Annotated in this window: 26 protein-coding genes; 10 read left to right on the forward strand and 16 right to left on the reverse strand. The window is 63.8% G+C overall.

Features of this window, described 5'->3' with window-relative positions:
- The first annotated feature begins 156 nt into the window (after positions 1–156).
- Both QQK18_RS10580 and QQK18_RS10585 read left to right on the forward strand, forming a co-directional pair.
- The gene (locus tag QQK18_RS10580) at positions 157–1,200 is read left to right on the forward strand and encodes a DUF2332 domain-containing protein (RefSeq protein ID WP_284340307.1); all 1,044 of its coding nucleotides are present in this window, start codon (positions 157–159) and stop codon (positions 1,198–1,200) included.
- Between the two features lie 50 nt (positions 1,201–1,250).
- Entirely contained in the window at positions 1,251–1,799 is a 549-nt protein-coding gene (locus tag QQK18_RS10585) for a GNAT family N-acetyltransferase (protein ID WP_284340308.1), read from the forward strand.
- A 53-nt stretch (positions 1,800–1,852) separates the two neighbouring features.
- On the opposite strand, the gene QQK18_RS10590 is transcribed toward QQK18_RS10585, so the two are convergent.
- The 8 genes from QQK18_RS10590 to QQK18_RS10625 all read right to left on the reverse strand — a co-directional run bounded on the left by QQK18_RS10590 (position 1,853) and on the right by QQK18_RS10625 (position 9,671).
- On the reverse strand, positions 1,853–2,341 hold the full coding sequence (locus QQK18_RS10590; protein WP_284340309.1) for a F0F1 ATP synthase subunit B family protein: 489 nt from the start codon (positions 2,339–2,341) through the stop codon (positions 1,853–1,855).
- A gap of 4 nt (positions 2,342–2,345) precedes the next feature.
- Positions 2,346–2,993 (reverse strand): F0F1 ATP synthase subunit B family protein, encoded by a 648-nt coding sequence (locus QQK18_RS10595; protein WP_284340310.1) that lies wholly within the window; start codon positions 2,991–2,993, stop codon positions 2,346–2,348.
- A 109-nt stretch (positions 2,994–3,102) separates the two neighbouring features.
- A complete protein-coding gene (locus QQK18_RS10600; protein WP_046108093.1) occupies positions 3,103–3,330 on the reverse strand; it encodes a F0F1 ATP synthase subunit C in 228 nt (75 codons plus the stop codon).
- Between the two features lie 80 nt (positions 3,331–3,410).
- The gene (locus tag QQK18_RS10605) at positions 3,411–4,175 is read right to left on the reverse strand and encodes a F0F1 ATP synthase subunit A (protein WP_284340311.1); all 765 of its coding nucleotides are present in this window, start codon (positions 4,173–4,175) and stop codon (positions 3,411–3,413) included.
- 24 nt (positions 4,176–4,199) lie between these two features.
- On the reverse strand, positions 4,200–4,595 hold the full coding sequence (locus tag QQK18_RS10610) for an AtpZ/AtpI family protein (RefSeq protein ID WP_284340312.1): 396 nt from the start codon (positions 4,593–4,595) through the stop codon (positions 4,200–4,202).
- A 185-nt stretch (positions 4,596–4,780) separates the two neighbouring features.
- Positions 4,781–8,236: an AAA family ATPase gene (locus tag QQK18_RS10615; protein WP_284340313.1), complete on the reverse strand. Its 3,456-nt coding sequence runs from the start codon at positions 8,234–8,236 to the stop codon at positions 4,781–4,783.
- Positions 8,237–8,422: 186 nt separating this feature from the next.
- Positions 8,423–9,070, reverse strand: a complete 648-nt coding sequence (locus tag QQK18_RS10620) for a DsbA family protein (RefSeq protein WP_284340314.1) — start codon at positions 9,068–9,070, stop codon at positions 8,423–8,425.
- Between the two features lie 88 nt (positions 9,071–9,158).
- Positions 9,159–9,671 carry a DUF721 domain-containing protein gene (locus QQK18_RS10625; protein ID WP_284340315.1) on the reverse strand — a complete coding sequence of 171 codons (513 nt, stop codon included), beginning with the start codon at positions 9,669–9,671 and terminating at the stop codon, positions 9,159–9,161.
- A 181-nt stretch (positions 9,672–9,852) separates the two neighbouring features.
- Here QQK18_RS10625 and QQK18_RS10630 point away from each other — a divergent pair, with 181 nt between their 5' ends.
- Positions 9,853–10,908: an A/G-specific adenine glycosylase gene (locus tag QQK18_RS10630; protein ID WP_284340316.1), complete on the forward strand. Its 1,056-nt coding sequence runs from the start codon at positions 9,853–9,855 to the stop codon at positions 10,906–10,908.
- Positions 10,909–10,974: 66 nt separating this feature from the next.
- Here QQK18_RS10630 and QQK18_RS10635 read toward each other — a convergent pair whose 3' ends face one another.
- Positions 10,975–12,108, reverse strand: coding sequence for a site-specific DNA-methyltransferase (locus tag QQK18_RS10635; protein ID WP_284340317.1), 1,134 nt, complete (start codon positions 12,106–12,108; stop codon positions 10,975–10,977).
- Positions 12,109–12,191: 83 nt separating this feature from the next.
- Complete coding sequence (gene rnhB, locus QQK18_RS10640; protein WP_284340318.1) at positions 12,192–12,857, reverse strand: ribonuclease HII; 666 nt, start codon at positions 12,855–12,857, stop codon at positions 12,192–12,194.
- An 80-nt stretch (positions 12,858–12,937) separates the two neighbouring features.
- Between rnhB and QQK18_RS10645 the strand changes: the two genes are divergently transcribed.
- Positions 12,938–13,555 carry a hypothetical protein gene (locus tag QQK18_RS10645; protein ID WP_284340319.1) on the forward strand — a complete coding sequence of 206 codons (618 nt, stop codon included), beginning with the start codon at positions 12,938–12,940 and terminating at the stop codon, positions 13,553–13,555.
- A gap of 93 nt (positions 13,556–13,648) precedes the next feature.
- On the opposite strand, the gene QQK18_RS10650 is transcribed toward QQK18_RS10645, so the two are convergent.
- From QQK18_RS10650 to QQK18_RS10675, 6 genes are all read right to left on the reverse strand, one after another.
- On the reverse strand, positions 13,649–14,002 hold the full coding sequence (locus tag QQK18_RS10650) for a DUF4180 domain-containing protein (RefSeq protein ID WP_284340320.1): 354 nt from the start codon (positions 14,000–14,002) through the stop codon (positions 13,649–13,651).
- Positions 14,003–14,158: 156 nt separating this feature from the next.
- Positions 14,159–15,307, reverse strand: a complete 1,149-nt coding sequence (locus tag QQK18_RS10655) for a PA0069 family radical SAM protein (protein WP_284340321.1) — start codon at positions 15,305–15,307, stop codon at positions 14,159–14,161.
- Between the two features lie 105 nt (positions 15,308–15,412).
- Entirely contained in the window at positions 15,413–15,769 is a 357-nt protein-coding gene (locus tag QQK18_RS10660; protein ID WP_284340322.1) for a glyoxalase superfamily protein, read from the reverse strand.
- A complete protein-coding gene (locus QQK18_RS10665) occupies positions 15,766–16,599 on the reverse strand; it encodes a phosphotransferase family protein (RefSeq protein WP_284340323.1) in 834 nt (277 codons plus the stop codon). Before QQK18_RS10665 ends, QQK18_RS10660 begins: the two co-directional genes overlap by 4 nt.
- Positions 16,600–16,673: 74 nt before the next feature.
- A complete protein-coding gene (gene moaB / locus QQK18_RS10670) occupies positions 16,674–17,210 on the reverse strand; it encodes a molybdenum cofactor biosynthesis protein B (protein WP_284340324.1) in 537 nt (178 codons plus the stop codon).
- Positions 17,191–18,480 carry an MFS transporter gene (locus QQK18_RS10675; protein WP_284340325.1) on the reverse strand — a complete coding sequence of 430 codons (1,290 nt, stop codon included), beginning with the start codon at positions 18,478–18,480 and terminating at the stop codon, positions 17,191–17,193. Before QQK18_RS10675 ends, moaB begins: the two co-directional genes overlap by 20 nt.
- A 241-nt stretch (positions 18,481–18,721) precedes the next feature.
- Here QQK18_RS10675 and QQK18_RS10680 point away from each other — a divergent pair, with 241 nt between their 5' ends.
- From QQK18_RS10680 to QQK18_RS10700, 6 genes are all read left to right on the forward strand, one after another.
- The gene (locus QQK18_RS10680) at positions 18,722–20,161 is read left to right on the forward strand and encodes an IS1182 family transposase (protein ID WP_284340326.1); all 1,440 of its coding nucleotides are present in this window, start codon (positions 18,722–18,724) and stop codon (positions 20,159–20,161) included.
- A 793-nt stretch (positions 20,162–20,954) separates the two neighbouring features.
- A complete protein-coding gene (locus tag QQK18_RS10685) occupies positions 20,955–21,272 on the forward strand; it encodes a co-chaperone GroES (RefSeq protein WP_284340327.1) in 318 nt (105 codons plus the stop codon).
- A gap of 50 nt (positions 21,273–21,322) precedes the next feature.
- The gene (groL, locus tag QQK18_RS10690; protein WP_284340328.1) at positions 21,323–22,957 is read left to right on the forward strand and encodes a chaperonin GroEL; all 1,635 of its coding nucleotides are present in this window, start codon (positions 21,323–21,325) and stop codon (positions 22,955–22,957) included.
- Between the two features lie 423 nt (positions 22,958–23,380).
- Positions 23,381–23,962, forward strand: a complete 582-nt coding sequence (locus QQK18_RS10695) for a hypothetical protein (RefSeq protein ID WP_284340329.1) — start codon at positions 23,381–23,383, stop codon at positions 23,960–23,962.
- A gap of 108 nt (positions 23,963–24,070) precedes the next feature.
- Positions 24,071–24,262 carry a magnesium transporter gene (locus tag QQK18_RS27400; RefSeq protein ID WP_348523232.1) on the forward strand — a complete coding sequence of 64 codons (192 nt, stop codon included), beginning with the start codon at positions 24,071–24,073 and terminating at the stop codon, positions 24,260–24,262.
- A 629-nt stretch (positions 24,263–24,891) separates the two neighbouring features.
- Positions 24,892–25,968: a sensor histidine kinase gene (locus QQK18_RS10700; RefSeq protein ID WP_284340330.1), complete on the forward strand. Its 1,077-nt coding sequence runs from the start codon at positions 24,892–24,894 to the stop codon at positions 25,966–25,968.
- Positions 25,969–26,901 lie beyond the last annotated feature (933 nt).

The following is a 26,901-nucleotide window of genomic DNA, read 5'->3' on the forward strand; positions in this document are numbered from 1 at the left end:
TCGCGCAGAACCTCGCCATCCATCGCCAGCCTCCAAAAGCCAGCGTTGAATCTGATTTGCCCCCTCGCGGGAATCCCTAGAAGACTAAATTGTCACTACGACCTAGAGCGTGCGATTTGAGTCCATCGAGTCGCATCGCGCCCTGCGAGGCTGCCGATGCCAGACCACCCGTCGCTGAAGAACTTCCTGCAGCAGGCCGAGGCGTGCGACGAGCTTGGCTCACCCTTCACCGCCGCCCTCTGTCGGCTTCTGGCCCATACCGTCGATGATGGCAGCGCCTTCGGCCGCCGCATCGTCAATTGGCCCGATACCGCCCGGGCCGACGCCATGCCCCTGCGGGTTTGCGGCGCGCTCCATGCGCTGGCCCGCTCCGGCACCGAGCCGGTTTTGACCGCCCAATACCCGCCGCATCGCTTCGACCGCGAGGCCCTGCGCACGGCCATCAAAGGTGCCATCACCCGGCACGACCAGTTCCTCTGCGATTATCTCGACAGTCCTCCGCAGACCAATGAGGTGGCCCGATCGGCCATCATCCTCGGCGGCATGTTGATCGTTGCCCGCGAGATGGACATGCCGCTCGAGATCCTCGAAATCGGCTCCAGTGCCGGCCTCAACCTCATGTTCGACAGCTATTCCTATGATCTGGGCAACAGCAGGCACTGGGGGAGGACCGACGCTCCACTGACCATCGCCTGTGATTGGAGGGGCGAGATCCCGGCGCTCGATGTCCCATTGACCGTGCGCTCGCGCGCAGGTTGCGACCAGAACCCCCTCGACCCGCGTTCGGAAAGGACCGTCGAGCGCCTGCTCTCCTATGTGTGGGCCGATCAGTTCGCCCGCATGGAGCGCCTTACAGCGGCCTTCGGCCATGCCGCGCGCACGGGGCTGACGGTCAAGAAGGCCGATGCTGCCGATTGGCTGGAAACCCGGCTTGCCCGGCCGCAGGCGACCGGTATCACCAGGGTCCTGTTCCACACCATTGTCTGGCAGTATCTGCCCAAGCCCGTACAGGGCCGCGCCGCAGCGGCAATCGCCGGCGCTGCCATGGCAGCCACGGCCGAACGCCCCTTCGCCCACCTCGCCTATGAAGGCGACAACGAACGCCCTGGCGGCGCCGTTCGCCTTACCCTCTGGCCCGGCGGCGAGAGTCGCTTCCTCGGCCGTGCCGACTTCCATGGCCGCTGGGTGGAGTGGAATTAACTGATAGCGGTCGCGGGCCGGTCCTGCGCTCGCACACACGGAGGTTCAGAGTGCCGTCCGTTCCTTTCACTCGATTGACTACCAATCGCCTGGTCCTGCGCCCGACAGTCGCTGCCGACTGCGATCGGGCCTTCGAGATTCAGTCGGACTGGCAGGTAGCGCGCATGCTGCGTGCGGCGCCCTTTCCTCCCGACCGGCAGCGCATGGATCGATGGTTCGCCGGTCACCGGCGAGAGTGGATGGCCGGCGAAGCCTATCGCTTTGCTGTTGAGCTCGACGGCCGAATTATCGGCATTGTCGACGTCGATTGCATTGCTGAAGGGGAGGGGGAACTCGGTTGCTGGTTCGAGCGGGCCGTCTGGGGGCAGGGCTACGCCTTCGAAGCGGCCGCGGCCGTGACGCGCTTGGCCTTTGAGCAGGTTGGATTGTTGCGACTGAAGTCCGGCCATGCAGACGATAACCCTGCCTCGGGCCGGGTACTTATCAAGCTTGGCTTTCAGCCGCTCGATAGCGTCGAGCGCTTCTCGAGGTCACGCGGCGAAAACGTCCTGCAGCGCCGCTATCTGCTGGCGTCGCCACTGTCAAACGGGAGACCCTGACACGAAAAAACGGGCCTTGCGGCCCGTTCCCTGAGTCCTTCGCGCAGCCAACCTCAGTTCAGGCGGCTGCCGACGTCCTTGATCGCACTCTCGACCAGCTTGTCGCCGTTCTTGGCGACTTCCTCGGCAAGGATCACGCGCGCGGCTTCGATGGCCAGATCCGCCGAGCGTGAACGCACCTCGGCTACGGCCTGTGCCTCGGCCTGGGCGATCTTGTCCTCGACCGCCTTGGTGCGCCTTGCGATCAGGTCCTCGAGAGCCGTCTGCGCGTCGGCGGTCATGCGCTCGGCATCCCGCTTGGCGGCAGTCACGATCTCCTCGGCTTCCTTCTCGGCCGACACGCGCTTCTGCTCGTACTCGACCAGCAATGAGGCGGCCTCCTCGCGCAGGCGCTTGGCCTCGTCGAGCTCGTCACTGATCTGCTTGATGCGCTTGTCGAGCATCTGCCCGATGATCCGCGGCACGCCGAAATAGACCGCGATGCCGATGAAGATGAGGAGGGCGACGAACGCCCAGAACGTATTGTCCATCCAGGCCGGCATGAGCTTACTCCTTGACCTTGGCGACGGCGGACCGTGCCGCTTCGGCCGAGACGTCGCCAACCAGCTGACTGACGACCGCCTGCGCCGTTTCGGCCGCGATCTCGTCTACATGGGCGAGGGCAGCCGTCTTGGTCTGTGTGATGCCGGCCTCGGCGGCATTGACCTTGGCCGCCAAATCCGCCTCTACCCTCGTGCGCTTGGCCGCAAGGTCGGCCGCGATCGCGTCGCGCGATTCGCTGGCGATACCCTGCGCCTTCGCCCTGGCGCTCGCCAGCGCCTCCTCGTAGGCGGCGATGGCCGCGTCCGTCTTCTGACGGCTTTCCTCGGCAGCCTTGAGGTCGGCGTCGATGCGTCCCCTGCGGTCCGCCAGGATCCCGCCGATCTGGGGCAGGGCGACGCGGCTCATCAGCAGGTAAAGCGCAGCGAAGGTGATGGCCAGCCACAGAAGCTGCGAGCCGAACGTTGCCGGATCGAACGGCGGAAAGACGCCAGTGGCGTGTTCGTCGCCATGAAGTTCGGTGGCTTCGTGCAGCTCTTCCTCGGCCGCATGCAGCTCGTCACCGACGACCTCCATGGTGGTCTCGGATTGCATGGTCTCGCCGGTGTTTTCGGCGGGAGCTTCCTGTGCTTGGGCGACGATGAGGCCTGCCATTTTTGTCACTCGCCAGATCGTTTTCGCGCCGGAGGGTTTCGCGGCGTCAAATGAACGGCAGCCGGAACACGTCCCGGCCGCCGAGAGGGTGCAGTGCGCCTAAAAGAAATCAGGCGACGAACAGCAGGATCAGGGCAACCAGGAACGAGAAGATGCCGAGCGCTTCCGTCACGGCGAAGCCGAAGATCAGGTTACCGAACTGGCTGGGAGCGGCGGACGGGTTGCGCAGCGCACCCGAGAGGAAATTGCCGAAGATGTTGGCAACGCCGATGGCGGCGCCGGCCATGCCGAAACAGGCAATACCAGCACCGATGAACTTTGCGGCTTCAGCTTCCATTTTATGTAGTCCTTTCAGAGGTTTCTTTTGGGCGGGTTGTCAGGCGGGACACCCGCCCTGATCCGGTGGGTTGAAAAAGGCTAATGCGAGGGGTGGATCGCATCGTTGAGGTACATGCAGGTCAGGACCGCAAAGACGTAGGCCTGAACCGCGGCGACCAGGAACTCGAGGCCGGTAAGGGCGATGCCCATGAGCAGCGGCAGCAGCGAACCGGCGGCACCAAAGAAGCCGAGCGGGATCATCGTCACCATGAAGCCGGTGAAGACCTTGAGGGTGATGTGGCCGGCAAGGATATTGCCGAAGAGACGTACCGAAAGGCTGATCGGGCGCGAGAGGAAAGAGATGACCTCGATCGGCGTCACGATCGGCAAGATATAGCCCGGCACGCCTGCCGGCACGAACAGCTTGAGGAACTTCGGGCCGTTCTTGACGAAGCCGTAGACGATGACCGTCAGGAACACCAGCATGGAGAGGGCGAACGTGACGATGATGTGGCTGGTGACCGTGAAGAAATACGGCACCATGCCGAGCATGTTGGCAACGAGGATGAAGGTGAAGAGCGAGAAGACCAGGGGAAAGAATTTCATGCCCTCGGTGCCCGCGGAACTTCGCACCATGTTGGCCACGAACTCATAGAGGAGCTCGGAGAGGAGCTGCACCCGATTGGGTATCAGGCGTTTGCCGCTCGAGGAAAGGATGAGGTAGAGCGAGATCACCGCAACCGTCGCCACCATGAACAGCGCCGAATTGGTGAAGGCGAGGTGGAGACCATCTTCGCCACCGATAGTGGCGATGGGAAAGATGTCCTCGATGACAAACTGGTGGATCGGATCAGTACCGGCCAAGTTGCGCGCCCCTTGTCGTCGCCATCAACGCTCTTCCCGCTCTTCGTCTTCCGCGTCCGGGCCGAGATCGGCGCCGGGCGGGGGAGGCGATGCGGCATTCATTTCCGCCACCGCACGGATGACGTTCAGTATTCCAGCGGCAAAACCCAACCCGAACAGGATGAGCAAGCCCCACGGGCTGGTGCCCGCTCCAAGATCGATGAGATAGCCGAGGCCCGCACCGACCAGGATCGCGGCGACGAACTCAGTGCCGATGCGCATGCCGCGCGCCAGACCGCTCATCTCCGGGGACCCTCTGTCGGAAGCTCTGTTGGCGCCCGCCTCGTGGTCCCTCCTTGCAGCAGCGATCCGCGAAGCCAGGTCTCGCGTCACGCCGCGGGCGCTGCCCTCCGGACGGCCGGTGTCGCGCGGCTCGTTCATACCGCCTGCTCCCCCTGTCCGGTAGGACCCCTGGGTGTCCCGGGGTGCCCTTTCAAGTCGCGCGCAACATAAGGGCGCGCGTTGGGGGTGTCAAGACGACGAGAAGAACAGCAACGCATTGAATATATTATTGTTTTCGTCGCGAACTGGGGGTGCGGCATGCTGTCCACACTCTGTTGTGGCAGCTAGGAGGCTTCGCGGAAGGATTCTGCCGTCTTGAGGTCTACCGAAACGAGCTGGCTCACTCCGCGCTCGGCCTGCGTCACCCCGAAGAGTCTGTCGACCCGGCTCATGGTGATCGGGTTGTGCGTGACGACGAGGAAGCGCGTGTCGGTGCGCTCGCGCATGGAATCGAGGAGATTGCAGAACCGCTCGACATTGGCATCGTCGAGTGGCGCGTCGACCTCGTCGAGAACGCAGATCGGCGCCGGGTTGGTCAGGAACACCGCAAAGATGAGGCTCAAGGCCGTCAGCGCCTGCTCGCCGCCCGACAGCAGCGTCATCGTCTGAGGCTTCTTGCCCGGGGGCTTGGCGATGATCTCGAGGCCTGCTTCCAGCGGGTCGTCGCTCTCAACGAAAGTCAGTTCCGCCGTGCCGCCGCCAAACAGCGTCGTGAACAGTTCCTGGAAATGCGCGTTGACCTTTTCGAACGCCTCCGAGAGCCGCGCGCGTCCCTCGCGATTTAGCGACTGAATGCCCTGGCGCAGCTTGGCGATCGCCTCGATCAGGTCGTCGCGGTCCTTGACCATCGTTTCGAGCTTTTCACGCGTTTCCTCGGCCTCCTTCTCGGCCGAAAGATTCACTCCGCCCAGCCGCTCGCGCTCGGCCTTCAGCCGCTCGAGCTTATGTTCAGTCGCGTGCTCGTCGGGCAACGCGTCCTCGGGCTTGATACCCGCGGCCTCGAGGGTGCGGTTGGCCGGAATACCGAGCTGTTCGGAGACCTGTTTTTCAATCTGCTGGCGCTGGGCGATGACACCCTTCAGGCGCTCCTCGATCCGGCCGAGCTCGATCCGCGCCGAGGCCAGCGCCTCGCTGGCGGATTTGAGTGCGTTGCTCGCCTCGCGAAAGCCGGTCTGGGCCACGGCAAGCGAATCGGTCGCCGCCTTGTGGGCAATCTTCGCGTCCTCGATACCATGCTCGAGTTCGGCCCGCCGCGCCGCAAAGCTCTCCGGGCTCGCGTCGAGCGCTGAAAGCTGCGTGCGGATCTCACCCTCGCGCAACGCCAGCGTTTCGATCTGCTGGGCCGCCCCCTCGCGCCGGCGCTGCCAGGCTGCGGCATCCTTTTCGAGCTGTTCCAGCCGGCTCGAGCGCATGCGTGCCGCCGTCTCGAAAGTCGAGAGCTTTACCCGCGCCTGGTCGGCCCGGTCGCGCGCACCGGTCAGCGCCACCTGTGCGGCCTCTGCCTTCGCGCCCGTGTCGCCCTCCTCGCCGACCTCGGCGAGCGCCTCTTCGGCATCGGCCCTCGCGGCTTCCGCTTCGGCAAGGCTGGTCGCAAGCCGGGCCTGCGCTTCCTCGAGTGCGCTCTTGCGTGTCGCCAGATCGCCGATGGCGCGCTGCGCCTTGTCGACCTCGGCCTGCGCCGCGCCGATGGCATGCTGGGCCGTGCGCCAGGCCTCGCGCTTGCCACGTTCGTCCGCCCGCGCGTCCTCGAGCGCCGCGCTCAAGGCGTCGACATCACGCTTCCAGGCATTGCGCTCGCCGCGGATACGGGTGATCTCCTCGTCGAGCTCGGCGAGGCGGTTGCGCTGCGCCAGCCGCTGCGCGGCCGCGCTCGGCGCGTCGGCTGCCGCCACGAACCCGTCCCAGCGCCAGAGGTCGCCCTCGAGCGACACCAGCCGCTGCCCGGGCTTCAACGCCCGCATCAGTTCCGGTCCCACCGTCTTGCCCACGAGCCCGATCTGGTCGAGCCGGCGATTCAACAGCTCGCTGCCCGAAACGTGCCGTGACAGCGGTTCGGCGCCCTGCGGCAGCGGCGGATCGTCATAGCCATCGAGGCTGGCGGACCAGTGCATGGGCGCCCCGCCGTCCGAAGAGGCTTCGAGATCATCACCAAGTGCGGCACCGAGCGCCGTCTCGTAGCCGGGCGAGACCTTCAGCTCGTCCGCGATCGCCGGCCACAGGCTCGTGCCGACATTGAGCATCTTGGCGAGCGTTGCCGCTTCCGCCTCGAGCCGCGTCAGCGCAGCCTCGATCTCCTGGAGCTTGGGACGCGCCGCCTCGAGCTTGCGCTGAGCCTCGCCCGTCGTCTCCTCGGCCGCGACCGCATCGCCCTCCGCCGCCGTCACGGCCGCCTGGACCGCCTCGAGGGCCGCCCGCTTCTCGGCGAGTGTCGCATCGGCCCCCAGCCGCTGGGATATGCTTTCGGCTTCCTCGGCCACTTCGGCGATCTGCGCATTGAGCCGCTTAACCCGCGCCGCCGCGTCCTCAGCACTGCGTTCGGCCTGCGCCCGCCGCGCCCGCGCCTGCGCGTGCTGCTCGGCCGCTTCGCGTGCCGCGGTTTCAGCTTGCGTCACTGCCGCACGCGCCGCCTCGGCCGCCTGTCGGGCCGTGTCGAACTCGGCTTGAGCCGCCTCACCTTCGGCGGTCAGACGTGCCTGCTCGTCGGCATAGGCGGCAAGCGTCGTGTCGCTTTCGGCAACCAGCCCGCGCTCGCGTTGCCCGTCGGCGGCCAGTTGCTTCAGCCGGTTTTCGTATTCAGCCCGCCGCTGGTCGGTGCGTCGCGCCTCGTCCTCGAGCTGCTCGGAAAGAATCGTCAGCCGCTGCAGCGCCGCGCCCGTCGCTGCTTCCCTGTCGCGCAGGGGCTGGAGAGCTGCGTCCGCCGCGTCGGCCTGTTTCTGCGCCTCGCGCTCGGCGTGGGTGGCGTCGGCGAGCAGCCGGATGAGCTTAGACTGCTCGGCCTCCGTCTCCTTCTCGGCCACCCGCGCGGCAACCCAGCGGATGTGGTAGAGCGTTGCTTCAGCGCGTCTTATGTCTCCCGAAAGCGAGCGATAGCGCACCGCCAGTCGCGCCTGGCGCTTGAGGGTTTCGAGCTGTTGCTCGATCTGGCCGATGACGTCGTCGACACGCTCGAGATTCTGCTCGGCCGCCCGCAGCCGCAGTTCCGCTTCGTGCCGGCGCGAATGCAGGCCCGAGATGCCCGCCGCTTCCTCGAGCAACGCCCGGCGCTGCGTCGGCTTGGCCGCGATCAATTCGCCGATCTGCCCCTGCCGCACGAGCGCCGGCGAATGCGCACCGGTCGAGGCGTCGGCAAACAGCAGCTGCACATCACGTGCACGCACCTCCCGGCCGTTGACGCGATAGACCGAACCGGCCTCACGCTCGATGCGGCGGGTGACCTCGAGGATGTCGGAATGGTTGAGCGCCGCCGGCGCTGTGCGGTCGGTGTTGTCGAGAACGAGGGTGACTTCGGCGGTGTTGCGTGCCGGGCGGTTCGAGGCGCCTGAGAAGATGACCTCGTCCATGCCCGAGGCGCGCATGGCTTTGTATGAGCTTTCGCCCATCACCCAGCGCATGGCTTCGACGAGGTTGGATTTGCCGCACCCGTTCGGCCCGACGATGCCGGTCAGCCCCGGCTCCATGTGGAGCAGGGTTTCATCGCAAAAGGATTTAAAGCCGTGGAGCTTGAGGCGCGTGAACCTCATTGCATGCCTCCCGCGGCTTTGGGTTCACACCCCTCCCGGCCTCCCCCAAAAGGGGGGAGGTGGAGTCCGGTGCCTTGGCCGCCATTCTGCGACACCCACAAAAGCAACACCTCCCCCATGATGGGGGAGGCTGGGAGGGGGTGATCGCCGGGCACGGTCTCGCGACCGCTTCCGCTATCGGGGAAGTCAGGTAAGCAGTGGATCGATTTCCGCCGCCAGTTGTTCAAGCGTCTTGTCCCCGGTCAGGGTCTTGCCGTTGACATAGAAGGTCGGCGTCCCCGTCAGCCCGAATTCGTTCAGCGCCTGTTCGCGCATCGCTTCCATGGCGGTGAACAGTTCCTGATTCGTCAAGGCGGCCTCGAAGCTTTCCTGGGTAAAGCCGAGCTCCATGGCGATTTTCAGAATGGCGTCGCGCGGCGTTTCCGATGTGGCCCAGGTTTCCATCGTGCGGAAATAGGTCTCGATGACGTTGTGGTAGCCGTCGGGGCCGGCCGCATCGGCCAGCATGAATACCGCCGCGTCCAGAACGTTGCGCACGAACGGGCGCAGGATGAACCTGACCTTGCCGCTATCGATGTATTCGGTCTTGAACGCGGGATAGATGTTGTTGTGGAAGTTGGCGCAGTGCGGGCAGGTGGGCGAAGCGTATTCGATCACCGTCACGGTTGCGGCCTCGTCGCCGAGAACGTGGTCCTCGATGCCCCCGGCCGGCGCCATCAGCTTGGTCGTGTCGACCATGTCGCCTTCGGCGGCCGCGGCCGGAGCGATACCGGCAAGGCCAAGGGCCGTGGCTGCGCTGCCGAGGATGAGGGTTTCACGACGGGTGATCTTCACTGGGCTGAACTCCATTTTTATCGCGGCGACACTACACGTGGCCAAGTTGGCCGCAAGTGGGCGTGCCGATCAAACAGCGGTGAATAGTCTATCCTGCTTTTTTATCCGATCTGCTCAGCACCGCATGGCCGAGAGCCCGAAGCGCGCCGCGCAGATCGTCGTCTTTTATTTGAGCGAGCGCGCCGTCGACTTGCGCCTCTGTCGCCTCGCTCGGCTTGTGCTCCTTATCTTCCGGAGCGCCTGAACGCGGGCTGAACGGTTCGGCCGAAAGCCGCACCTCGTTGACCAGCAGATAGCCGAAATAGCGGTTGACCGCCGCGGCGATCCGCGGGCCCTCGTGCGCTGCCGCGAGCGCGTGCCCCGGCGCACAGCGCAGGTAAAGCGTTGCCCCTTCCGCCTTTCTTTCGCCTCGCGGCCAGGCGAGCCGGTCGGGAAAGGTCGCCGTGTCGAAGGGCGCGGGGGCAATCGATGTCCAGCGATCGAGGATATCGCGGCTGGCAAAACCGCGCTTCTTGAGGATCGGATCGAGCGTACCCCCCAGCGCCTCGGCAACGCCGACGGCGCGGTTGCGGCGCTTGGGTTCTGCGGCAGGCTTGGACATTTGAGGAGCAATAGAGCGTTTTCAGCAAAAGTGGAAACCACTTTTGCGGTTCGAAAACGCGACAACTCACCTGGAGCTCCCGCTCTGATGCAATCAGAGCGGGAAGGGCGCTGGCACCGGCTCGGGCGCGGGTGAAGTATCGCGCTTGCAATCGCAGCTCCTATCGCGCTTGTTTTGGCCCATGTTACACCTCTCCGCGCCACACCCCCTCGATTCTGCCGCCGTCCTCGCTTGGTATGACCGGCATGCCCGCACGCTCCCCTGGCGCACCTCTCCGCAGCAGCGGGCCCAGGGCGCCCGGCCCGATCCCTACAGCGTCTGGCTCTCCGAAGTCATGCTGCAGCAGACGACCGTGGCGGCGGTGGCCAGATATTTCGCCCGTTTCATTGAGCTCTGGCCGACGGTTGCCGACCTCGCCGCCGCTCCGCTCGAGGCCGTGCTCGTCGAGTGGGCGGGTCTTGGGTACTATGCGCGCGCCCGCAACCTTCATGCCTGCGCCGTCGCGGTGGTAGACAGGTATGGCGGCGTCTTCCCCGACAGGGCCGAGGGGCTGCGCACCCTTCCCGGCATCGGCCCCTACACGGCCGCCGCCATCGCCGCCATCTGCCATGACGAGCCGGTCGCCGTACTCGACGGCAATGTCGAGCGCGTGCTCGCGCGCTATCATGCGCTGCCCGTGCCGGTGCGCGAGGCCAAGGAAGAACTTCGTTCCAACCTGCGGTGCTCGGTGCCCGTGCGCGCCGGAGATTTCGCGCAAGCGCTGATGGATCTCGGCGCTACCGTCTGTGCTCCGCGCTCGGCCCTTTGCATGCTTTGTCCGCTGGAGCCGGGCTGTGCTGGCGTCCGTACTGGCAACCCCACCGGGTATCCGATCAAACCCTCCAAGGCTGACCGTCCGATCCGCTACGGCCACGCCTATGTCATGCGCGATGGGGGAGGCGACATTTATCTTCGCACTCGGCCGGACAAGGGCCTGTTGGCCAAAATGACCGAGGTGCCGACTTCCGACTGGACAGCCGCTCTTGTCGAGCCAAGCTATCCCGCCGCCGGTGACTGGCGTCACCACGGTCAGGTTGTGCACGTCTTCACCCATTTCCGGTTGGAACTGGAAGTCTGGTCGGCCATTGTCAGCGACACCGCTGCCCTTGCCGACGGCTGGTGGGCCGAACCGCGCGACACCGGTCGGGAGGCGCTGCCGACGCTCTTTCGCAAGGTGCTGGCGTCGGTTGGTCTTTAGGTCTCCAAAGAAAAAGCCGCCGGTTTGCGCCGGCGGCAGTGAGCCTGACTGATTTGGAGGTCGAAATCAGGCGGAGAGCAGATCCAAGCGGGCGCGTATGCTGCTACGCAGCTCGTCGATAGGGGCGACGCGCCCGTTGGCCTCATGGTGCCAGAACGTCCAGCCATTGCAGGCTTCCGCCCCCTGCACCAGGGCGCCGACTTTGTGGATCGAGCCCTGATAGGGGCCGCTTACCAGCGAGCCGTCCGCCCGCACCATGGCAAAGAAACGCTGCCCCGCATCGAAAAGTTGCGCCCCCGGAGCGAGCAACCCTTGTTCGACCAGCGAGCCGAACGGCACCTTTGTCTCCTTGCGCTTTGGCGTCGTTACCGCCACCGCCTGCCGGTCGCCCGGCTTGATCGCGGCGATGCGCTTCAAGGCTGCGGCAACGTAAGCCTCCTCACGCTCGATGCCGATGAAGTGCCGCCCGAGCTTCTTGGCCACCGCCCCGGTCGTCCCGGTGCCGAAGAACGGGTCGAGCACCACGTCCCCGGGATTGGTCGTCGCGTTGAGGATGCGAAAAAGCAACGCCTCCGGCTTTTGCGTCGGATGCACCTTCTCATCGTTCACGTCCTTCAGCCGTTCGGCGCCCGTGCAGATGGGAAACAGCCAGTCGGAGCGCATCTGCGTCTCGTCATTGGCCAGCTTCATGGCCTCATAGTTGAAGGTCACGCGGCTCTTTTGTCCACGCGCCGCCCAGATCAGCGTCTCGTGCGCGTTGGTGAAGCGCGTGCCGCGGAAGTTCGGCATCGGATTGGCCTTGCGCCAAACGATATCGTTGAGCAGCCAGTAGTCGAGGTCCTGCAACGCCGCTCCGACGCGGAAGATGTTGTGGTAGGAACCGATCACCCAGATCGCTCCATCGGGCTTCAGCACCCGCCGCGCTGCCTTGAGCCAAGCGCGGGTGAAGACGTCATAATGAGCAAAGCTCTCGAACTTGTCCCACTCATCGTCGACCGCGTCGACATGGCTCTGGTCGGGGCGTGTCAGCCCCTGTTCGAGCTGTAGATTGTAGGGCGGATCGGCAAAGATGAGGTCGACGGAGCCGGCCGGCAGCGCATCCATATGTGAGACGCTATCGCCGACGAGAATGGTATCGATCGGCAGGACTTTCGCCCCATCCGCATCGGCCGAAAAGGCCGTACGCGCGGTATGCAACATACACTCTACCTCAACGCAAAACAGAGCGTCATTGGTAGCGTGTTAAGGTTAAAGCGCAATTAAACCAATAGGTTATCGAAAGGTTAAGCGAGCTGCGCGCTCGTCTCTTCCGCCCGCTTGCGATAGGCTTGCGCCACCGGGGCGAAGTCCTCGCGATGGTGTCGGCAAGGACCATGAAGGGCAAGCGCCGACATGTGCGCGACACTCGAATAGCCCTTGTGGCTGGCAAAGCCGAAGAGCGGCGCATCGCAGTCCATGATCCGGCACATGCGATCGCGCGTAACCTTGGCGACGATCGATGCGGCCGCGATCGAGACGCTGCGCCCGTCGCCACCGATCAGCGCCAGTCCCTCGCAGGGCAGGCCCATCGGCACGTCGCGCCCGTCGACCAGCACCCGGTCCGGAATGATTGAGAGGCCGGTCACGGCCCTGCGCATCGCCCAGAGCGTTGCTCCCAGGATATTACGCGCGGCGATGATCGTCGGTGGCGCCACCGCAATCGAGACATGGGCGGTCGCGACGATCTGTTCGAACAGCTCCTCGCGCCGCGCCTCGGTCAGCTTCTTGGAATCGTCGAGCCCCTCCGGGATGCGCGTCGCGTCGAGCACCACCGCCGAGACCACGACGGGGCCGGCCAACGGTCCGCGACCCGCCTCGTCCACTCCGGCGACGATTCGCGCGCCACGCGCCTTGGCGGCCAGTTCATGGGAATAATCGGGGCCGGTGGCCTCGAGCGATTCGATCAGCATGCACAAAGCATGCAATCAGGCTCCCCGTGCGGCAAGTCCTCATATAGGCTTTGCCCCGATTGTCAGCACGCGATGATTTCATGAACCGCAGCGCACCGCTTATTTGCATACTGGCAGCCGCCGTCACCGCGCTGTTCGCGTCGCCCGCGGTGGGCGAGCCCTTCCACCATCCCTTCGGCGAATGGCGCGAATACAATCGTGATTGGCTGGCCGTCTGTCCGGACGAGATCAAGGAGGACGAGGCTGACGCGGACTACTACTACGTATCCTGCTTTGCTTCGGCCGCTACCGGCGCGCTCAATGATGGCGGCCAGTCCCTGTACAAGCTGACTCTGATCCTCAACCGGCTTGACGGCGAACTCGACGTCGCCTTTTCCGACCAGGCGAACGACGGCGCCAGCTTCGACCGCTCGCGTCCCCTGCGCATCCGCTTCGGCAGCGATGAACCCATGTTCTTCTCCTACGGTGTCGATCTCGAAACGCGCTACACGACGGTCAACCAGTACTTCGTCTCCGACCCCCAAAAACGCGACGCCCTTGTCGAGGCGATGAAGGCCAAGGCATCGGCCACCCTCACTATCCCCGTTGCCGGCGGCGCGCCCGACGCCACCACCGAAATCCGGCTCTCGATGCAGGGGGTACTGGCTTCGCTCGACTTCATGAACGCCTATGCGCGTCGGGTCGAGGACTACAACTAGGGTGTGCCGATATTCAGGTGATGCCGGTCTGCAAATGGCCATTTTCGCCTCGGCCTGACCTGAATCTCAACACACCCTGAGCGGGATGAGCAGCTAGATCGCTGCCTCAACGGCGTCACGGTCCGGCGCAAAGAAGTGGTTGCCAACGCGGTTGGTCTCTCCGACAAAATCGCGCAGCGCCGTGCTCTGCGCCACATGCGCGGAAATATCGCCGACAACCATCAGCCGTCTGCCGTAGTTCTGGAATTTCTGCATGACTTCGCCGGCAAATCCGGTGCGCAGGTGGAAGAACTCGGCCGGCAGCTGCGATGCGGGCACGACAACGACCGTGGCGTCGGTCGCAAAGGCCTCGCCGACAAGGTCGGTCACGTCGGAGATGCTCGCCAGCAACGCGCCGTCGGTGGGATATTCGATAACGCGTTGCCCATTGATTTCCCGCACATCCATTTCAGCCTCCGCGGCACTTCATGCCGCGGTTGCATAGAGCGTTTCAGCAAAAGTGGACACCACTTTTGCGGTTCGAAAGCGCGACTTTCAAACATCTAGAGCTCACGTTCCGATCCAATCGGAACGTGAAAGCGCTAGCAGGGCCGGCCGTCATGATCAAAAGAGGCTCAACTGATTGCTCTCGACCGTGGGCGGGGTGAAAAGGTCCGTACGCAGTGCCCGCATCTTGGTACTCAGCCCATAGCGCTCGCGCGCGATCTCGAAGCGCTGCCGCAACAGTGTCGCATAGGGGCCTTCGCCGCGCATGCGCGAATGGAAGTTGGGGTCGTTGTCGCGCCCTCCACGCGTGTCGCGGATGAGCGCGAGCACATGCCGCACCCGGTCGGGGAAGTGCCGCAAAAGCCACTCTCGGAAGATATCTCGTACCTCGTTCGGCAGCCGCACCAAAATCATGCCGGCGCCCATCGCCCCTTGTGCCGCCGCCGCATCGAGGATGCGCTCGAGCTCCATGTCGTTGATCGCCGGGATCATTGGCGCGGCATTGACCGAGACCGGCACGCCCGCCTCTGCCAGCAGCCGGATCGCCTCCAGCCGCCGCGCCGGGCTCGAGGCGCGCGGCTCCATCTTGCGGCTGAGCTTGTGATCCATCGACGTCACGGACATCGTCACTGCCACCAGCCCCAGTCGCGCCATCTCGGTCAGGATATCGAGGTCACGCACGATCAGAGCCGATTTGGTGGTGATCAGCGCCGGGTGTCGTGTTTCCAGCAGCACTTCGAGGATCTGCCGGGTCAGCTTGTGCTGGCGCTCGGCGGGCTGGTAGGGGTCCGTGTTGGTCCCCATGGCGATCGGTCGGCAGCGATAACTCTTGGCCGCCAACTCCGCCCGCAGCGCCTCGACCGCATTGGTCTTGACATAGATGTCGCGTTCGAACTCGACGCCCGCCGAATGGCCGAGATAGGTGTGGGTAGGCCGGGCGAAGCAGTAGGAGCACCCGTGCTCGCAGCCGCGATAGGCGTTGATCGAGCGGTCGAACCCGACGTCCGGGCTGTCGTTGCGGGTGATGATGGTGCGTGCCCGCTCGATGTGTTCGACAGTCTCGAACATGGGCAGCGCCTCGGGCATGTCCCAGCCATCGTCGAACCCTTCACGCGCATGCTTCTCGAACCGCCCGGTGGTATTGGACTGCGCACCCCGCCCGCGGATGCGCTGCGGGTCGACGAGCTCCCGCCACGCGAGGTCCGCATCGCGGCTGCGGCTCAGCTTTTCGAGCGTCTCGAAAGACGGTGCCTGATAGAGCGCCATCGTGTTCTCCTGCCGGTCTTTCCTTCGGCGAATCGCAACGGGTCAACGTCCAGGGAATCTAGCAGTTGCTGGAGAACATAACAAGAACATTGGTCGCGAGGCGGTTCAGCCGCCGGTGTGCGAGAGGACGTTGATCGTCTTGCCGAATGGATCCCGCACGAAGAAGCGGCGAACGCCCCAAGGCTCGTCGGCGAGCGGATAGACGATCTCATAACCGCCGGAAACGGCACGCTCGTGCACCGATTGCAAGTCGTCGACCTCGATGGAAATGTCGGGTACCGGGGCGCCTGAGCCGCCTTCACTCATAACGCTCATTTGCGATATTGCGCGCGTGTCCGCCACGAATGTGACGATCCAGCCGAGATCCATTCCCACCTCGAGCCCGAAAAGGTCGCCGTAGAATGCCCGCGCCGCCGCCATGTCCGTTCCGGCGATGTTGGCGACGATGCGCCTGACCGTCATCCTCGTTCTCCCGCCTCCGAGGCGATCGCCTCGCATCGCGCCAGCGCCCAGTCCAGCATCCGCCGGTTTCCTTGGCGCAGCGCGCCCGATGCTTCGCCGAGCCCGATACGCAACTGGTAGCACGTAAGCCGGCGCACATCTTTCAGAAGTTCCGGCCGGTTCTGGTCGAAGAATCGCGCCTGCTGCTCCATGCAGTCGAGCCACGGGCGCCAGAAGAGGATGTTGGCCAGGTCGTAGAGCGGATCGCCCACCATCGCCTCCGACCAGTCGATGACGCCGGAGATCCTCGCGTCGTCGACAAGGACATTGTTGGAGCCGAAGTCGCCATGCACCAGCGCTCGCGTTTCCGGGCAATGTCCTGCAAGCGCGTGAAGCAGGTCGAAAAGCCGGGCAATCGTCTCCGAAATGTCGCCACTGGCCCGGCTCCAGCCGTCGGCGCCGGGGTCTGCGATGGCGAGCAGATAGTCGTGCCAGCTGGTATGGCCGCCGCGCCCTTCCGCGTCGAACGGGCCATACCCGCTGACAGCACTGACGTCGGTCCGGGCGATGGCGTCCATCACCCGCGCCACCGGCTCCAGCACCGGCTCGAGTTCGCTGCCGTCGAGATCCTGCAGTGTCACGCCCGGCGCACGCTCGGAGAGACAGTAGAAGAGGCCGCTATCCAATATGCCGTAGTCGACAACATGCGGGACCGGCAGCTCTTTCGAGCCGAAGTTGCGCGAGGCGAACGCGTCCTTGGCGTAGCCGTGACCCGTCGGATGCAGGCGCAGGATCAGCTCCTCGCCCGCAACCGTCAGGGCAAAGGCGCGCGATTCTTCACCTTGGGTCATGGGCTGAAGCACAACGGAGGCGCCCAGCAGCCGCGCCAGCTCGGCTTCCAGAGCAGTCCGGTTGACCGGGGGCCTCACCGTTCCGCCAGTCGCGGCATCAGCTCGACGAAGTTGCACGGCATGTGCCGGTAGTCGAGCTGGTGCGTGAGAATGCCCTCCCAGGCATCCCGGCAGGCGCCGCGCGAGCCGGGAAGGCAGAAGACGAAGGTCGTGCCGATGAGCCCGGCCGTCGCCCGGCTCTGCAGCGAAGAGGTGCCGACGGTCGTGGCCGAATACTGGTGGAAGAGCACCGAAAAGCCGTCCATCTGCTTGTCGAACAGCGGCTCGACGGCCTCCGGCGTCACGTCGCGGCCGGAGAACCCGGTGCCGCCGGTGGTCAGCACCACGTCGACGTCAGGATCGGCCACATAACCCTGCACGGCCTTGCGGATCTGCTGGATGTCGTCGCGCACCACCACCCGGTCCGCACATATGTGCCCGTCGCTTTCCAAAAGCGACTTCAACAGTGCTCCGCCGGTGTCGGTCTCGAGGGTGCGCGTGTCGGAAACGGCGATCACCGCAATCCTCAGCGGCACGAACGCGCGGTCGGGGCTAAGTGCTGACTTGAACATCCCTGTCTTCCACCTCGGCTTTGCTGGCCTCGGTCTCATCACTATCAGCCCGCGGATCGAGTGCAACCGTTTCCGGCGTCGCCTGGCGGTCGCCCGCCATCGGCTGGAAGGGCGCGCGATCAGCCGCGTCGACGGCGGTGCGCACCCGCATGCGCGCGAATGCGGCAATCGCCAGCAGGCCATGGAATGTCGCCGTCACCACGAACAGCGCCACCGGCCCCAGCACGCCCATCAGCAGAGAGGCGACCGCCGGCCCGATGGCGAGCCCCGTTCCAAGGATCAGCAGCATGCCGCCGGCGATCTTGGCAAAGTCACCGTCCTTGGCGAAATCGTTGGCATGGGCCACGGCCACCGCATAGATCGGGTTGGCGGCAAAGCCGTAGGCGGCAAAGAGCACGTACATGATCGGCCCTCCGCCCGGGTTGATGACAAGCATCAGGGCGCCGATCGTCGTCGCGATGCCCGATAGCCCGATCAGCACCAGCCGCCGATCTATGCGGTCGGAGAGTCGCCCGGCCGGAATCTGTGCCAGCGCCCCGAGTATGGCGGCAGTGGCGAAGAGGAAAGCGATGCCCGCCGCATCGAGCCCCCGTTCGTAACCAAAGACAGGCGCCAGCGTACCGAACGACCCGTTGGCCATGCCGCAGGCGAAAGCGGCGATCGCTGCGACCGGCGAGGTCCTGTAGAGGAGCCCGATGTCGAGCTTGGCCGAACTCAACGGCTTGGGCTGCGGGCTGGACGTCAGCGCCGTCGGCAGCACCGCGCAGATGAAGCTGATGGCACCCACCACGAATGGGATGTAGCCGGCCGTGCCCGTCACCGACATGGCGATCTGCCCGAGCGTCGAAGACGCCATGTTGATCGTCACATAGACCGAGAAGATCGTGCCGCGGCTGCGGTTATCGGTCACTTCGTTCAGCCAGCTTTCGACGATCATCGCCGCGCCCGCAAAGCAGAATCCCGACAGCGCGCGCAGAAGGATCCAGCCGACGTCGTTGATCCACAACAGGTTGAGAAGAATGGTGATCGTCCCGATCGCCGCCATGACGCAGAAGGCGCGGATGTGTCCGACATTCCGAACCACCCTCGGCACCAGGATCGAACCGGCAACGAACCCCACCGACCAGCCCGTACCGATGAGGCCGAGCGCCAGAAGCGAGAAATCCTCTTCGGCGCCGCGCACCGAAAGCAGCAGACCCTGCAGGCCGCCGCCGAACATCAGCAGAGCTGAGCCGAGGAAGAGGGCGTAGATTTTGACGACGGAACTCATCTGATGTCCGGCTGGCTGGTCGTGTCTGAGGTGTTTGCGGGCGTCTGCGCGCAATGGACGGCGGGGCTGATGTTGCGAGCTTTACTGGGTCAAGCCGGCCTAAATTGCGGCAGAATCGTTAATTTTGCCTAGGGGATGAAGCGTTTGAATGAGGGGTGCGCGGCTAACGCCCGCTATGGGGCCGAGGCTGTGTGAAAACCCCTGATTATGGTATGATTTGGCACTGCTTCGGGGGTGCCAGATGGGACGTTTTGTCGAGGCTGCCGACCGTCACCAGGCGAGCTTTCTGCCGGCCTGCCTTGAGGACTATGTGGGTCCGGACAACCCGGTCCGGGTGATCGATGCCTTTGTGGACGAACTCGATCTGGCGCAGCTCGGCTTCGAGCGTGTGCAGCCAGCATCAACCGGCAGACCCGGCTACGCGCCGGGGGTGATGCTCAAGCTCTATGTCTATGGATATCTGCATCAACTAACCTCGAGCCGGAAACTGGAACGCGAGGCTGGTCGCAACATCGAGCTGATGTGGCTGACCGGCAAGCTGGTACCGGACTTCAAGACGATCGCCGACTTCCGCCATGACAATTCCGAAGGGATCAAGGTGGCGTGCCACCGGTTCGTTGCGGTCTGCCGCGTGCTTGGCCTTGTCGGTGGCGGCATGGTGGCTATCGATGGCTCGCGCTTTCGGGCCGTGAACACGCATGAGAAGAACTATACCAAGGGCAAGCTGGCGCGCCGAAAGGCCCATGTCGAGGAGAGCATCGCGCGCTATCTTGCAGAGCTCGAGGAAGCAGACAGCACAGACACCGGAGTTGCTTCACCGCGGATCGAGCGTCTGACGGAACGCCTCGCATCGCTGCGTGGCCGCCTTGGCGAGCTTGAAGAAATTGGCCGGCAACTGGAGACTGCCGCCGACGGGCAGCTCTCGCTCACCGATCCGGACGCCCGCGCCATGGCCACCGGCAGCGACCATCGCGGCGTGGTTGGCTACAATGTGCAGGCTGCCGTCGACACCAAACACCATATCGTGGTGGCCAATGCGGTGACGAACCGAGGCCATGACCGGTCGCACCTGCTGGAGATGGCAGAGGCCGCGAAGGCCGCAACCGGCGCTCCCGAGATGATCGCTCTTGCCGATCGCGGTTACTACGAGGGCGAGCAAATCCGCGCCTGTGCCGCCGCGGGGATTACACCCATGGTGCCCAAGCCCATCACGTCGCCGGCCCGGGCCCGCGGCTTTTGGGGCAAGCAGGCGTTCATCTATCAGCCCGACACCGATACCTATCGCTGCCCTGCCGGCCAGCAGCTCCAGAACCGCTTCGCCCGAGAGGAAGCCGGCAAGCTCATCAAGTTCTACTTCAACCAGAAGGCCTGTGGCGCCTGCTCATCCCGCAGCAGCTGCACGGCGGGTAAAGAGAAACGCATCCGTCGATGGGAGCATGAAGCCGTTCTCGATGCCATGGAGCGCAAGCTCGACGCGATGCCTGACGCAATGGCGGTCAGGCGCTGTACGGTCGAGCACGTCTTCGGGACTATCAAAGGATGGATGGGCGCGACCCACTTCCGAACGCGAGGGCTAAACAACGTCACCACCGAAGCCAGCCTGGCGATCCTGGCCTACAACATCAAGCGCGCCATTGCCGTCGCCGGCGTCGGTTCGACCATCAAGGCAATAACAGGGTAAGAGGAACAGGCTCGCGCTATCGCAGCATTACCCGCCCGGGGGGCGCGGAGAGTTCTCACACAGCCTCGGGCCGACAGCGGACTGTCAGCTTTTGGACCTAACTGTCGATTAGCTGCCCTACCGCTGTTCCCCCCACTTCGGCTGTTTGATGGCCTCCCCAAAATCCCAAAAAGCTGAGGGCCCGCTTGGGCGCCGAACGACCGTGATGAGGTGGGAGCGGAAGGGCGGCCTTGGCTTCCACAGGGTCGTGGCAAACGTTCAATCCCGTGGTGCGGACGAGGAGTGCCGAGGTTGGCGCAGGCAGCCGCTAAGGCTATTAGCCGGTGGCGTACGCGCCAAGTCCGATGGACCCGCAGGACGACGAACAATCCCGATGCTGCCAGTACATTACGTGGTCAGCTCCGGGCTTCATTCCAGGTTAGAACAGAGCGAGATGCGCACCGGATCGACGCTCGTGCTTGCACTGTCGAGACTTCGGTGGGTGAACGGCCGTTCATAATCTCTGGCACCGCAAAAGCCAAATCGGCCAAATCAACCAACTTAATGATGCGCCTTGAGTGGATCTCAACATAGCGCACCACCCGGCTTAATTTCACGAATTGAAATACCTGAGAGCCTGAATACAAGCTAACAAGCCTTCAAATATGAAAATGGTGCTGTCTCGAACGCGCTAAAACTTTCGACGTTTCAAGTACCTGAGATTTAAATTTTGGCACTCCTATCATTCGAGTGCCAAGAGGACTATGTATGGGTGGCGGTCGCCCCTATGCGCCGGTCGCAGAAAGATATTCCAATGAAATTCCGTCCTCTCCACGACCGTGTCGTCATCCGACGAGCGGAAGGTGAACTCAAATCCAAAGGCGGGATCATCATTCCCGACGCTGCAAAGGAAAAGTCGCAGGAGGGCGAGGTGATCGCCGTCGGCCCGGGCTCGCGGGACGAAACCGGCAAGCTGGTCCCGCTGGACGTCAAGGCGGGCGATCTCATCCTGTTCGGCAAGTGGTCCGGGAACGAGGTGAAGATCGTCGACGAACACCTCCTGATCATGAAGGAGGCCGACATCATGGGCATCGTCGAAAAGACTGAAGCAGCGACCGAGAAAGCCGCCTGACCGATCGTTTTCCGATCCGCTAATCCCAAGACCGAACTGGACGAGACATCATGTCTGCCAAGGAAATCAGATTTTCGACCGACGCGCGCGACCGCATGTTGCGCGGCGTTGAACTGCTGAATAATGCCGTCAAGGTTACGCTGGGACCGAAGGGCCGCAACGTCGTCATCGACAAGGCCTATGGCGCCCCGCGCATTACCAAGGACGGCGTCACCGTCGCCAAGGAGATCGAGCTTGCCGACAAGTTCGAGAACATGGGCGCGCAGATGGTGCGTGAGGTGGCGAGCAAGACCAATGACCTCGCCGGCGATGGCACCACCACGGCGACGGTCCTCGCTGCTTCCATCCTACGCGAGGGTGCCAAGCTGGTCGCCGCCGGCATGAACCCGATGGATCTGAAGCGCGGTATCGACCTCGGTGTCGCCGCCGTCGTCAAAGAAATCCAGGCCAGCGCCAAAAAGGTGAAGTCTTCGGCCGAAGTCGCCCAGGTAGGGACCATTGCCGCCAATGGCGATGCGACCGTGGGCGAGATGATCGCAAAGGCGATGGACAAGGTCGGCAACGAAGGCGTCATTACGGTCGAAGAAGCCAAGACCGCCGAAACCGAACTCGATGTGGTCGAGGGCATGCAGTTCGACCGCGGTTACCTCTCTCCCTACTTCGTCACCAACGCAGAGAAGATGCGCGTGGATCTGGAGGATCCCTACATCCTCATCCATGAGAAGAAGCTGGGCAATCTGCAGGCGATGCTGCCAATCCTCGAAGCCGTGGTGCAGAGCGACAAGCCGCTGCTGATCATCTCGGAGGATGTCGAGGGCGAAGCGCTGGCGACGCTGGTCGTCAACAAGCTGCGCGGCGGCCTCAAGGTTGCGGCCGTCAAGGCCCCTGGATTCGGCGATCGCCGCAAGGCGATGCTCGAGGACATCGCGGTGCTGACGGCCGGCCAGATGATCTCCGAGGACCTTGGCATCAAGCTTGAAAATGTCACGCTCGAGATGCTCGGCCGCGCCAAGCGCGTGCTGATCGAGAAGGATACGACCACGGTCATCGACGGCTCCGGCGACAAGGCAGGCATTGCCGCGCGCATCAACCAGATCAAGGCGCAAATCGAGGAGACCACGTCGGATTACGACAGGGAGAAACTGCAAGAGCGGCTGGCCAAGCTCTCCGGCGGCGTTGCCGTCATCCGTGTCGGGGGCGCGACCGAGACCGAGGTCAAGGAAAAGAAGGACCGCATCGACGACGCACTTAACGCTACTCGCGCCGCTGTCGAGGAAGGCATCGTGCCTGGTGGTGGCGTGGCGCTGCTGCGCGCGAGAGAAGTTCTGGCCTCCCTGACGGGCGCCAATGCCGATATGACCGCCGGCATCTCAATCGTGCGGAGGGCGCTTGAAGCGCCGATCCGGCAGATTGCCGAGAACGCCGGCGTCGAAGGCTCGATCGTCGTCGGCAAGCTCACCGACAGCAAGGACGGCAACCAGGGTTTTGATGCCCAGACCGAAACATATGTGGACATGATCAATGCCGGCATCGTCGATCCGGCAAAGGTCGTCAGAACCGCGCTGCAGGATGCCGGTTCCATTGCCGCGTTGCTGGTTACCGCCGAGGCGATGATCGCCGACGTCCCCACGAAGGAATCCGCGCCAGCGGCCGGAAATGGCGGCATGGGTGGAATGGGCTACTGACGCCAACCGTTCGCTGCTGCGAATGCCAGTCAGCGGTGCTTTCCAATTGCGCATTTCCTTTCGGGCACCCGTCGCAACTGAAAGGAGCAGGCAGTGCCTCAACGCTCCCGACGAAGCGATCCTTCTCCGGGCGTTGGGAAGACTACCGGCCCTCGAAACCATCCTGTTCAGGCGTGTGTCGCGGCGACCATCGCCGGTTCAGTTGGGGCGCCTGGAATTGCGACGGGTTCCGCGGAACCGGGGAAATGGAGAGGCGTTAGGGCGTTGGAGCGCGAATTCCTCTCCCCGACTGCAGATATCCGATCAGCTTCGCCGCTTCAATTTAATGATAGCAAGGGAGAATAGAATGATCGAGACACCATCTATTCGGGCGCGGTCGCGCCAGTCTGCCGCAGCGCAGTTCCGCGAAGCAGGAGAAGTCGCATGAATATCCCTCAATGGACTAAACCCGCACTGTGGGGAGCAGCAGTTGGCGGCGTGGTGGTGGCGATCGTCGGCTTCACCTGGGGCGGCTGGGTCACTGGCGGCACGGCCGAGCAGGCGGCCACCGAGGCTGCGGCTCAGAGCCGCGCGGATCTGGCGGCCGCAATTTGTGTGCAGAGGTTCCTTGCTCAAGACGATGCGAGGGCCAGACTAGCTGAGCTTCAGGGCGAGGGCAGCTCGTTCTCTCAGCGACAGTTTGTCGAAGAAGGTGGTTGGTCCCTGATGCCAGATCGGGAGGAAGTAAGTCGCCAGTCTGCAACGCTCTGCGCCCGAATGCTAAATGCCATCGACCCTGAGGAAGTGCCTGTTACTGAAGACGGCGAAATCGTTGAGCCGGGCACCGTCGTTGAACCCACTACCGATGAGCCCGGGGCCGTGGAAGCCGAACCGGAGGCGGCCCTGGAGCCAACGTCGGAACCGGACGCTGCTGCGGAGCCTGTCGAAGGGGATGAGCCCGACGCGGTCCAGCCGGCGGAGACGGATGATGCGGAACCAGGCGCCGCGGCGCCCCCCGCCAACTAGTCAGCGAGGAAGAATTCTATCAACTCCGGAGCCACCGCCTCGGCGGATACCAAGTGGCTCCGGCCGGACAACTCGACATACTTCCCGTCCGGAGCCGGCTTCGTCACGCTGTGCGGGGCGGCACTCGCGTTGAACACGCTGATCGCAGTGTCGATTTGGCGGTGTGATTCCACGGCTGCTAAGCGTATCGGACAGGATCCCGCGGCGGCCAGCGGTCGGCTGCTGACGACGATCACTGATCTGGCGGGTTTCTTCCTCGTTCTTAGCCTGGCAGGCGCGATGATGCGGCACTTGACTTAAGGACGAGCATCTGGCGCTCCAACGTCGAACCGTCACTCAGGGTCCAGTCCTTTCGCCGCCCAAAGGTGGGGCCGGCATGATGCGAAACTTGAACTGACCATCATCCGGGGACCATTAGCCGGGAGACCGGCTCGTGGCAGTCGATCGGCAGCCCATGCTCGATGCTCTCTGCCTTCGGCCCCTTGTCTGCCGTCCATGTTTCGACCGCGACCGGTCCCGGAACGGCCGCACTAGGCGGCTAGGACGGGCGTCGAAATGCAGGTTTTGGAAGCGACTGAGCTACGCTTCCCGTCGGGGGCGATGCGGGCGCGGCCAGCATCGGGACCGGAGGCGGCAGCACGGCCAGCGACCGTACCGGCCTCCACAGGATAGACGGCCACAGCCAACAATTGCCCGTTTGCCGAGGCGCCGTGTGGGCCACGCTGTAGCCGGCAAGGGGGCGCGGCAATGAGGATCGTCGCGCACGAGTTATGAAACTTTGCTGGACGAACCGGACACGCTATTGTCGTCTGTGCGCCAAGCCAACAGTCACGGAGCGAAAGCGCTATCGGCTCGCTCTGCTTCTTTATCGGCCGCTCGGCCAACATTGCGGGGGTTGCCCCGGGACTCGGATCGGAACCAGGGCCACCATGAGCGGCGATACTGATGAAAACGCACAGGTCGAGGAACTGCTCGACACCCCTCGCCTTGCCGACGCGCTCGAGAGCGAGCGGTTCAAGCAGTTCCTCGATCACGTACCGTTTGCGGTAGCGGTCTCCGAGTTGAACCCTTCCGAGCGCCTGACCTATGCCAATTTGGAGTTCGAGCGCCTGACCGGCACATCGGTGGCAAGCGTCGAGGGTCGCCCCTGGAATGCCCTGCCCGTCAAAGTCGCCGCGACCGATGGCGGCGAGGAACTCGGCTCGGCGGTGATGTCGAGCGAAGATTATCTGGGCACGTACCTCGTCGGCGAAGAGAGCTCGGCCGTCGTCGTCGATGCCTGGTCGAGCATCATCGAGAACGAGAAGGGGGTGGCGCTTTTCCGCCTCGTTGCCCTCGCCCGCACCGACCATCGCTCCGGCCGCCAGGAGGACCTTGCCCGGCAGGTCGAGGAAAAGGATATGCAGCTGCGTGAGCTGCAGCACCGGGTCAAGAACAACCTGCAGATGATAACTGCCCTCATCCGGCTCGAGGCCAAGAACCAGCCCGGAGACGGGTTGGCGGCGGGCTTCAGCAAGCTTGCCGGCCGCATCGAATCCCTTGCCCTGCTCTACCGCTCCCTCTCGAGCGAAGGCCAGCCCGACAGCATCGATCTTGGCGTCTATCTCAGCCAGGTCGCCTCGGGGGTGATGGCGGTCCATGGGGTAGAGGGCATCCACCTCGATCTGCAGGTCGACACCTGGCCGGTCTCGCTCGATGTCGCTATGCCCACCGGGCTGGTGGTCAACGAACTGATGACCAATTCACTAAAGCACGCCTTCAACGGCCGCGAGGGCGGCACCATCGTGCTCAAGAGCCTCGTCGACGACACCGGCTGCCGCATCACCGTTGCCGATGACGGCATCGGGCTGGACGAGAGCGAGGCTTGGCCGCGGCCCGGCAAACTCAGCGCCCTCATCGTCCAGTCGCTGCGCCAGAACGCCGGCGCGACCTTCAGTATCGTTTCCTCGCCCGGCGCCGGCATGAAGGTCGATATCTTCTTTGCCCGCGCGTCCGCTTCCCCCTGAGAGCTGAGGCCGTCACGTTTCCTGGGACGTCGCATCCGAAACAGTCAATGCTCCTGTTCCCCTTCCGGAGGGTTCGCATCGTGAAAGAATTGGGTCGTCTCCGGTCCGACGGCGATCAAATTTGTTGCACGGTCCTAGCCGGCAACCGACAGAGCTCCCTTCCATCGATCAAGCGCGATATTGTGTAACCGCGCACTTGTTCTGCGAACATCTAATCTTTCCAGTCGGGTTTCCCCCATGCAAGTTTTCGTTACCTTCAACAGGTCGGCCACAGATAGGTTTATTTTCGGCTTCTTCCAAGGAGGCGAACTCCGGATTGAAAATCCGCGTGTCGGTGGCCCGATTCCGCCCCTTGGGGCACTCTTTTTGTTGCTATTACAAATAGTGAGCAGAGGCAACGCGCCAGCTGCAGCGTACTCGTGTGGCGATAGAGTGCACGCGCGATTCCGCACAATTCCGGCCTTTTTCAGGAGGTGCCGGGAATCCATGGCACATGAGATGCCACATGGTGAAGATGCGTAGCCCAGCGATGTCCTCGGACACGCGTCATCGATCTGGGTCAGGACGTAGCTTCGGGGCCGATGCCTTATCCCGCTGGCCCCGGCCGGCTGACCGATTGGTCCGGCCGTCGCGGGCAAAGAGAAAAATGTTTCCCACGCCGGCCTCACACGTTTACCCCTGCAGACACCAAGCTCTACGAGGAAATCAGCAAATGCAAAATGGTGAGCGCGTCTTCTACACAAGCGAAAACGGCGATCGGTGGTTACTTCTGTCCGGTGACGGCGACATCGTTTCTGTGCGACATGTGCCAAATGCCGCGTCTGGAGGCGAAAGCACGACTTATGAGCTAGGAGCATTCCTTGTTCAGGAGCGACACTCCGCCCAAAATCAGGCTCTTCGAGCCCTTATTTCCTCCCTGACGCGAACCGAGTA

The organism is Devosia nitrariae (genome assembly GCF_030160115.1).
Taxonomy (GTDB): Bacteria; Pseudomonadota; Alphaproteobacteria; order Rhizobiales; family Devosiaceae; genus Devosia; species Devosia nitrariae.

Coding starts and splice junctions, on each gene's coding strand:
- QQK18_RS10580 (WP_284340307.1), top strand. CDS start 157: ATGCCAGACCACCCGTCGCTGAAGAACTTCCTGCAGCAGGCCGAGGCG.
- QQK18_RS10590 (WP_284340309.1), bottom strand. CDS start 2,341: ATGCCGGCCTGGATGGACAATACGTTCTGGGCGTTCGTCGCCCTCCTC.
- QQK18_RS10595 (WP_284340310.1), bottom strand. CDS start 2,993: ATGGCAGGCCTCATCGTCGCCCAAGCACAGGAAGCTCCCGCCGAAAAC.
- QQK18_RS10600 (WP_046108093.1), bottom strand. CDS start 3,330: ATGGAAGCTGAAGCCGCAAAGTTCATCGGTGCTGGTATTGCCTGTTTC.
- QQK18_RS10610 (WP_284340312.1), bottom strand. CDS start 4,595: ATGAACGAGCCGCGCGACACCGGCCGTCCGGAGGGCAGCGCCCGCGGC.
- QQK18_RS10615 (WP_284340313.1), bottom strand. CDS start 8,236: ATGAGGTTCACGCGCCTCAAGCTCCACGGCTTTAAATCCTTTTGCGAT.
- QQK18_RS10625 (WP_284340315.1), bottom strand. CDS start 9,671: ATGTCCAAGCCTGCCGCAGAACCCAAGCGCCGCAACCGCGCCGTCGGC.
- QQK18_RS10630 (WP_284340316.1), top strand. CDS start 9,853: ATGTTACACCTCTCCGCGCCACACCCCCTCGATTCTGCCGCCGTCCTC.
- QQK18_RS10635 (WP_284340317.1), bottom strand. CDS start 12,108: ATGTTGCATACCGCGCGTACGGCCTTTTCGGCCGATGCGGATGGGGCG.
- rnhB (WP_284340318.1), bottom strand. CDS start 12,857: ATGCTGATCGAATCGCTCGAGGCCACCGGCCCCGATTATTCCCATGAA.
- QQK18_RS10645 (WP_284340319.1), top strand. CDS start 12,938: ATGAACCGCAGCGCACCGCTTATTTGCATACTGGCAGCCGCCGTCACC.
- QQK18_RS10650 (WP_284340320.1), bottom strand. CDS start 14,002: ATGGATGTGCGGGAAATCAATGGGCAACGCGTTATCGAATATCCCACC.
- QQK18_RS10655 (WP_284340321.1), bottom strand. CDS start 15,307: ATGGCGCTCTATCAGGCACCGTCTTTCGAGACGCTCGAAAAGCTGAGC.
- QQK18_RS10660 (WP_284340322.1), bottom strand. CDS start 15,769: ATGACGGTCAGGCGCATCGTCGCCAACATCGCCGGAACGGACATGGCG.
- QQK18_RS10665 (WP_284340323.1), bottom strand. CDS start 16,599: ATGACCCAAGGTGAAGAATCGCGCGCCTTTGCCCTGACGGTTGCGGGC.
- moaB (WP_284340324.1), bottom strand. CDS start 17,210: ATGTTCAAGTCAGCACTTAGCCCCGACCGCGCGTTCGTGCCGCTGAGG.
- QQK18_RS10675 (WP_284340325.1), bottom strand. CDS start 18,480: ATGAGTTCCGTCGTCAAAATCTACGCCCTCTTCCTCGGCTCAGCTCTG.
- QQK18_RS10680 (WP_284340326.1), top strand. CDS start 18,722: ATGGGACGTTTTGTCGAGGCTGCCGACCGTCACCAGGCGAGCTTTCTG.
- QQK18_RS10685 (WP_284340327.1), top strand. CDS start 20,955: ATGAAATTCCGTCCTCTCCACGACCGTGTCGTCATCCGACGAGCGGAA.
- groL (WP_284340328.1), top strand. CDS start 21,323: ATGTCTGCCAAGGAAATCAGATTTTCGACCGACGCGCGCGACCGCATG.
- QQK18_RS10695 (WP_284340329.1), top strand. CDS start 23,381: ATGAATATCCCTCAATGGACTAAACCCGCACTGTGGGGAGCAGCAGTT.
- QQK18_RS10700 (WP_284340330.1), top strand. CDS start 24,892: ATGAGCGGCGATACTGATGAAAACGCACAGGTCGAGGAACTGCTCGAC.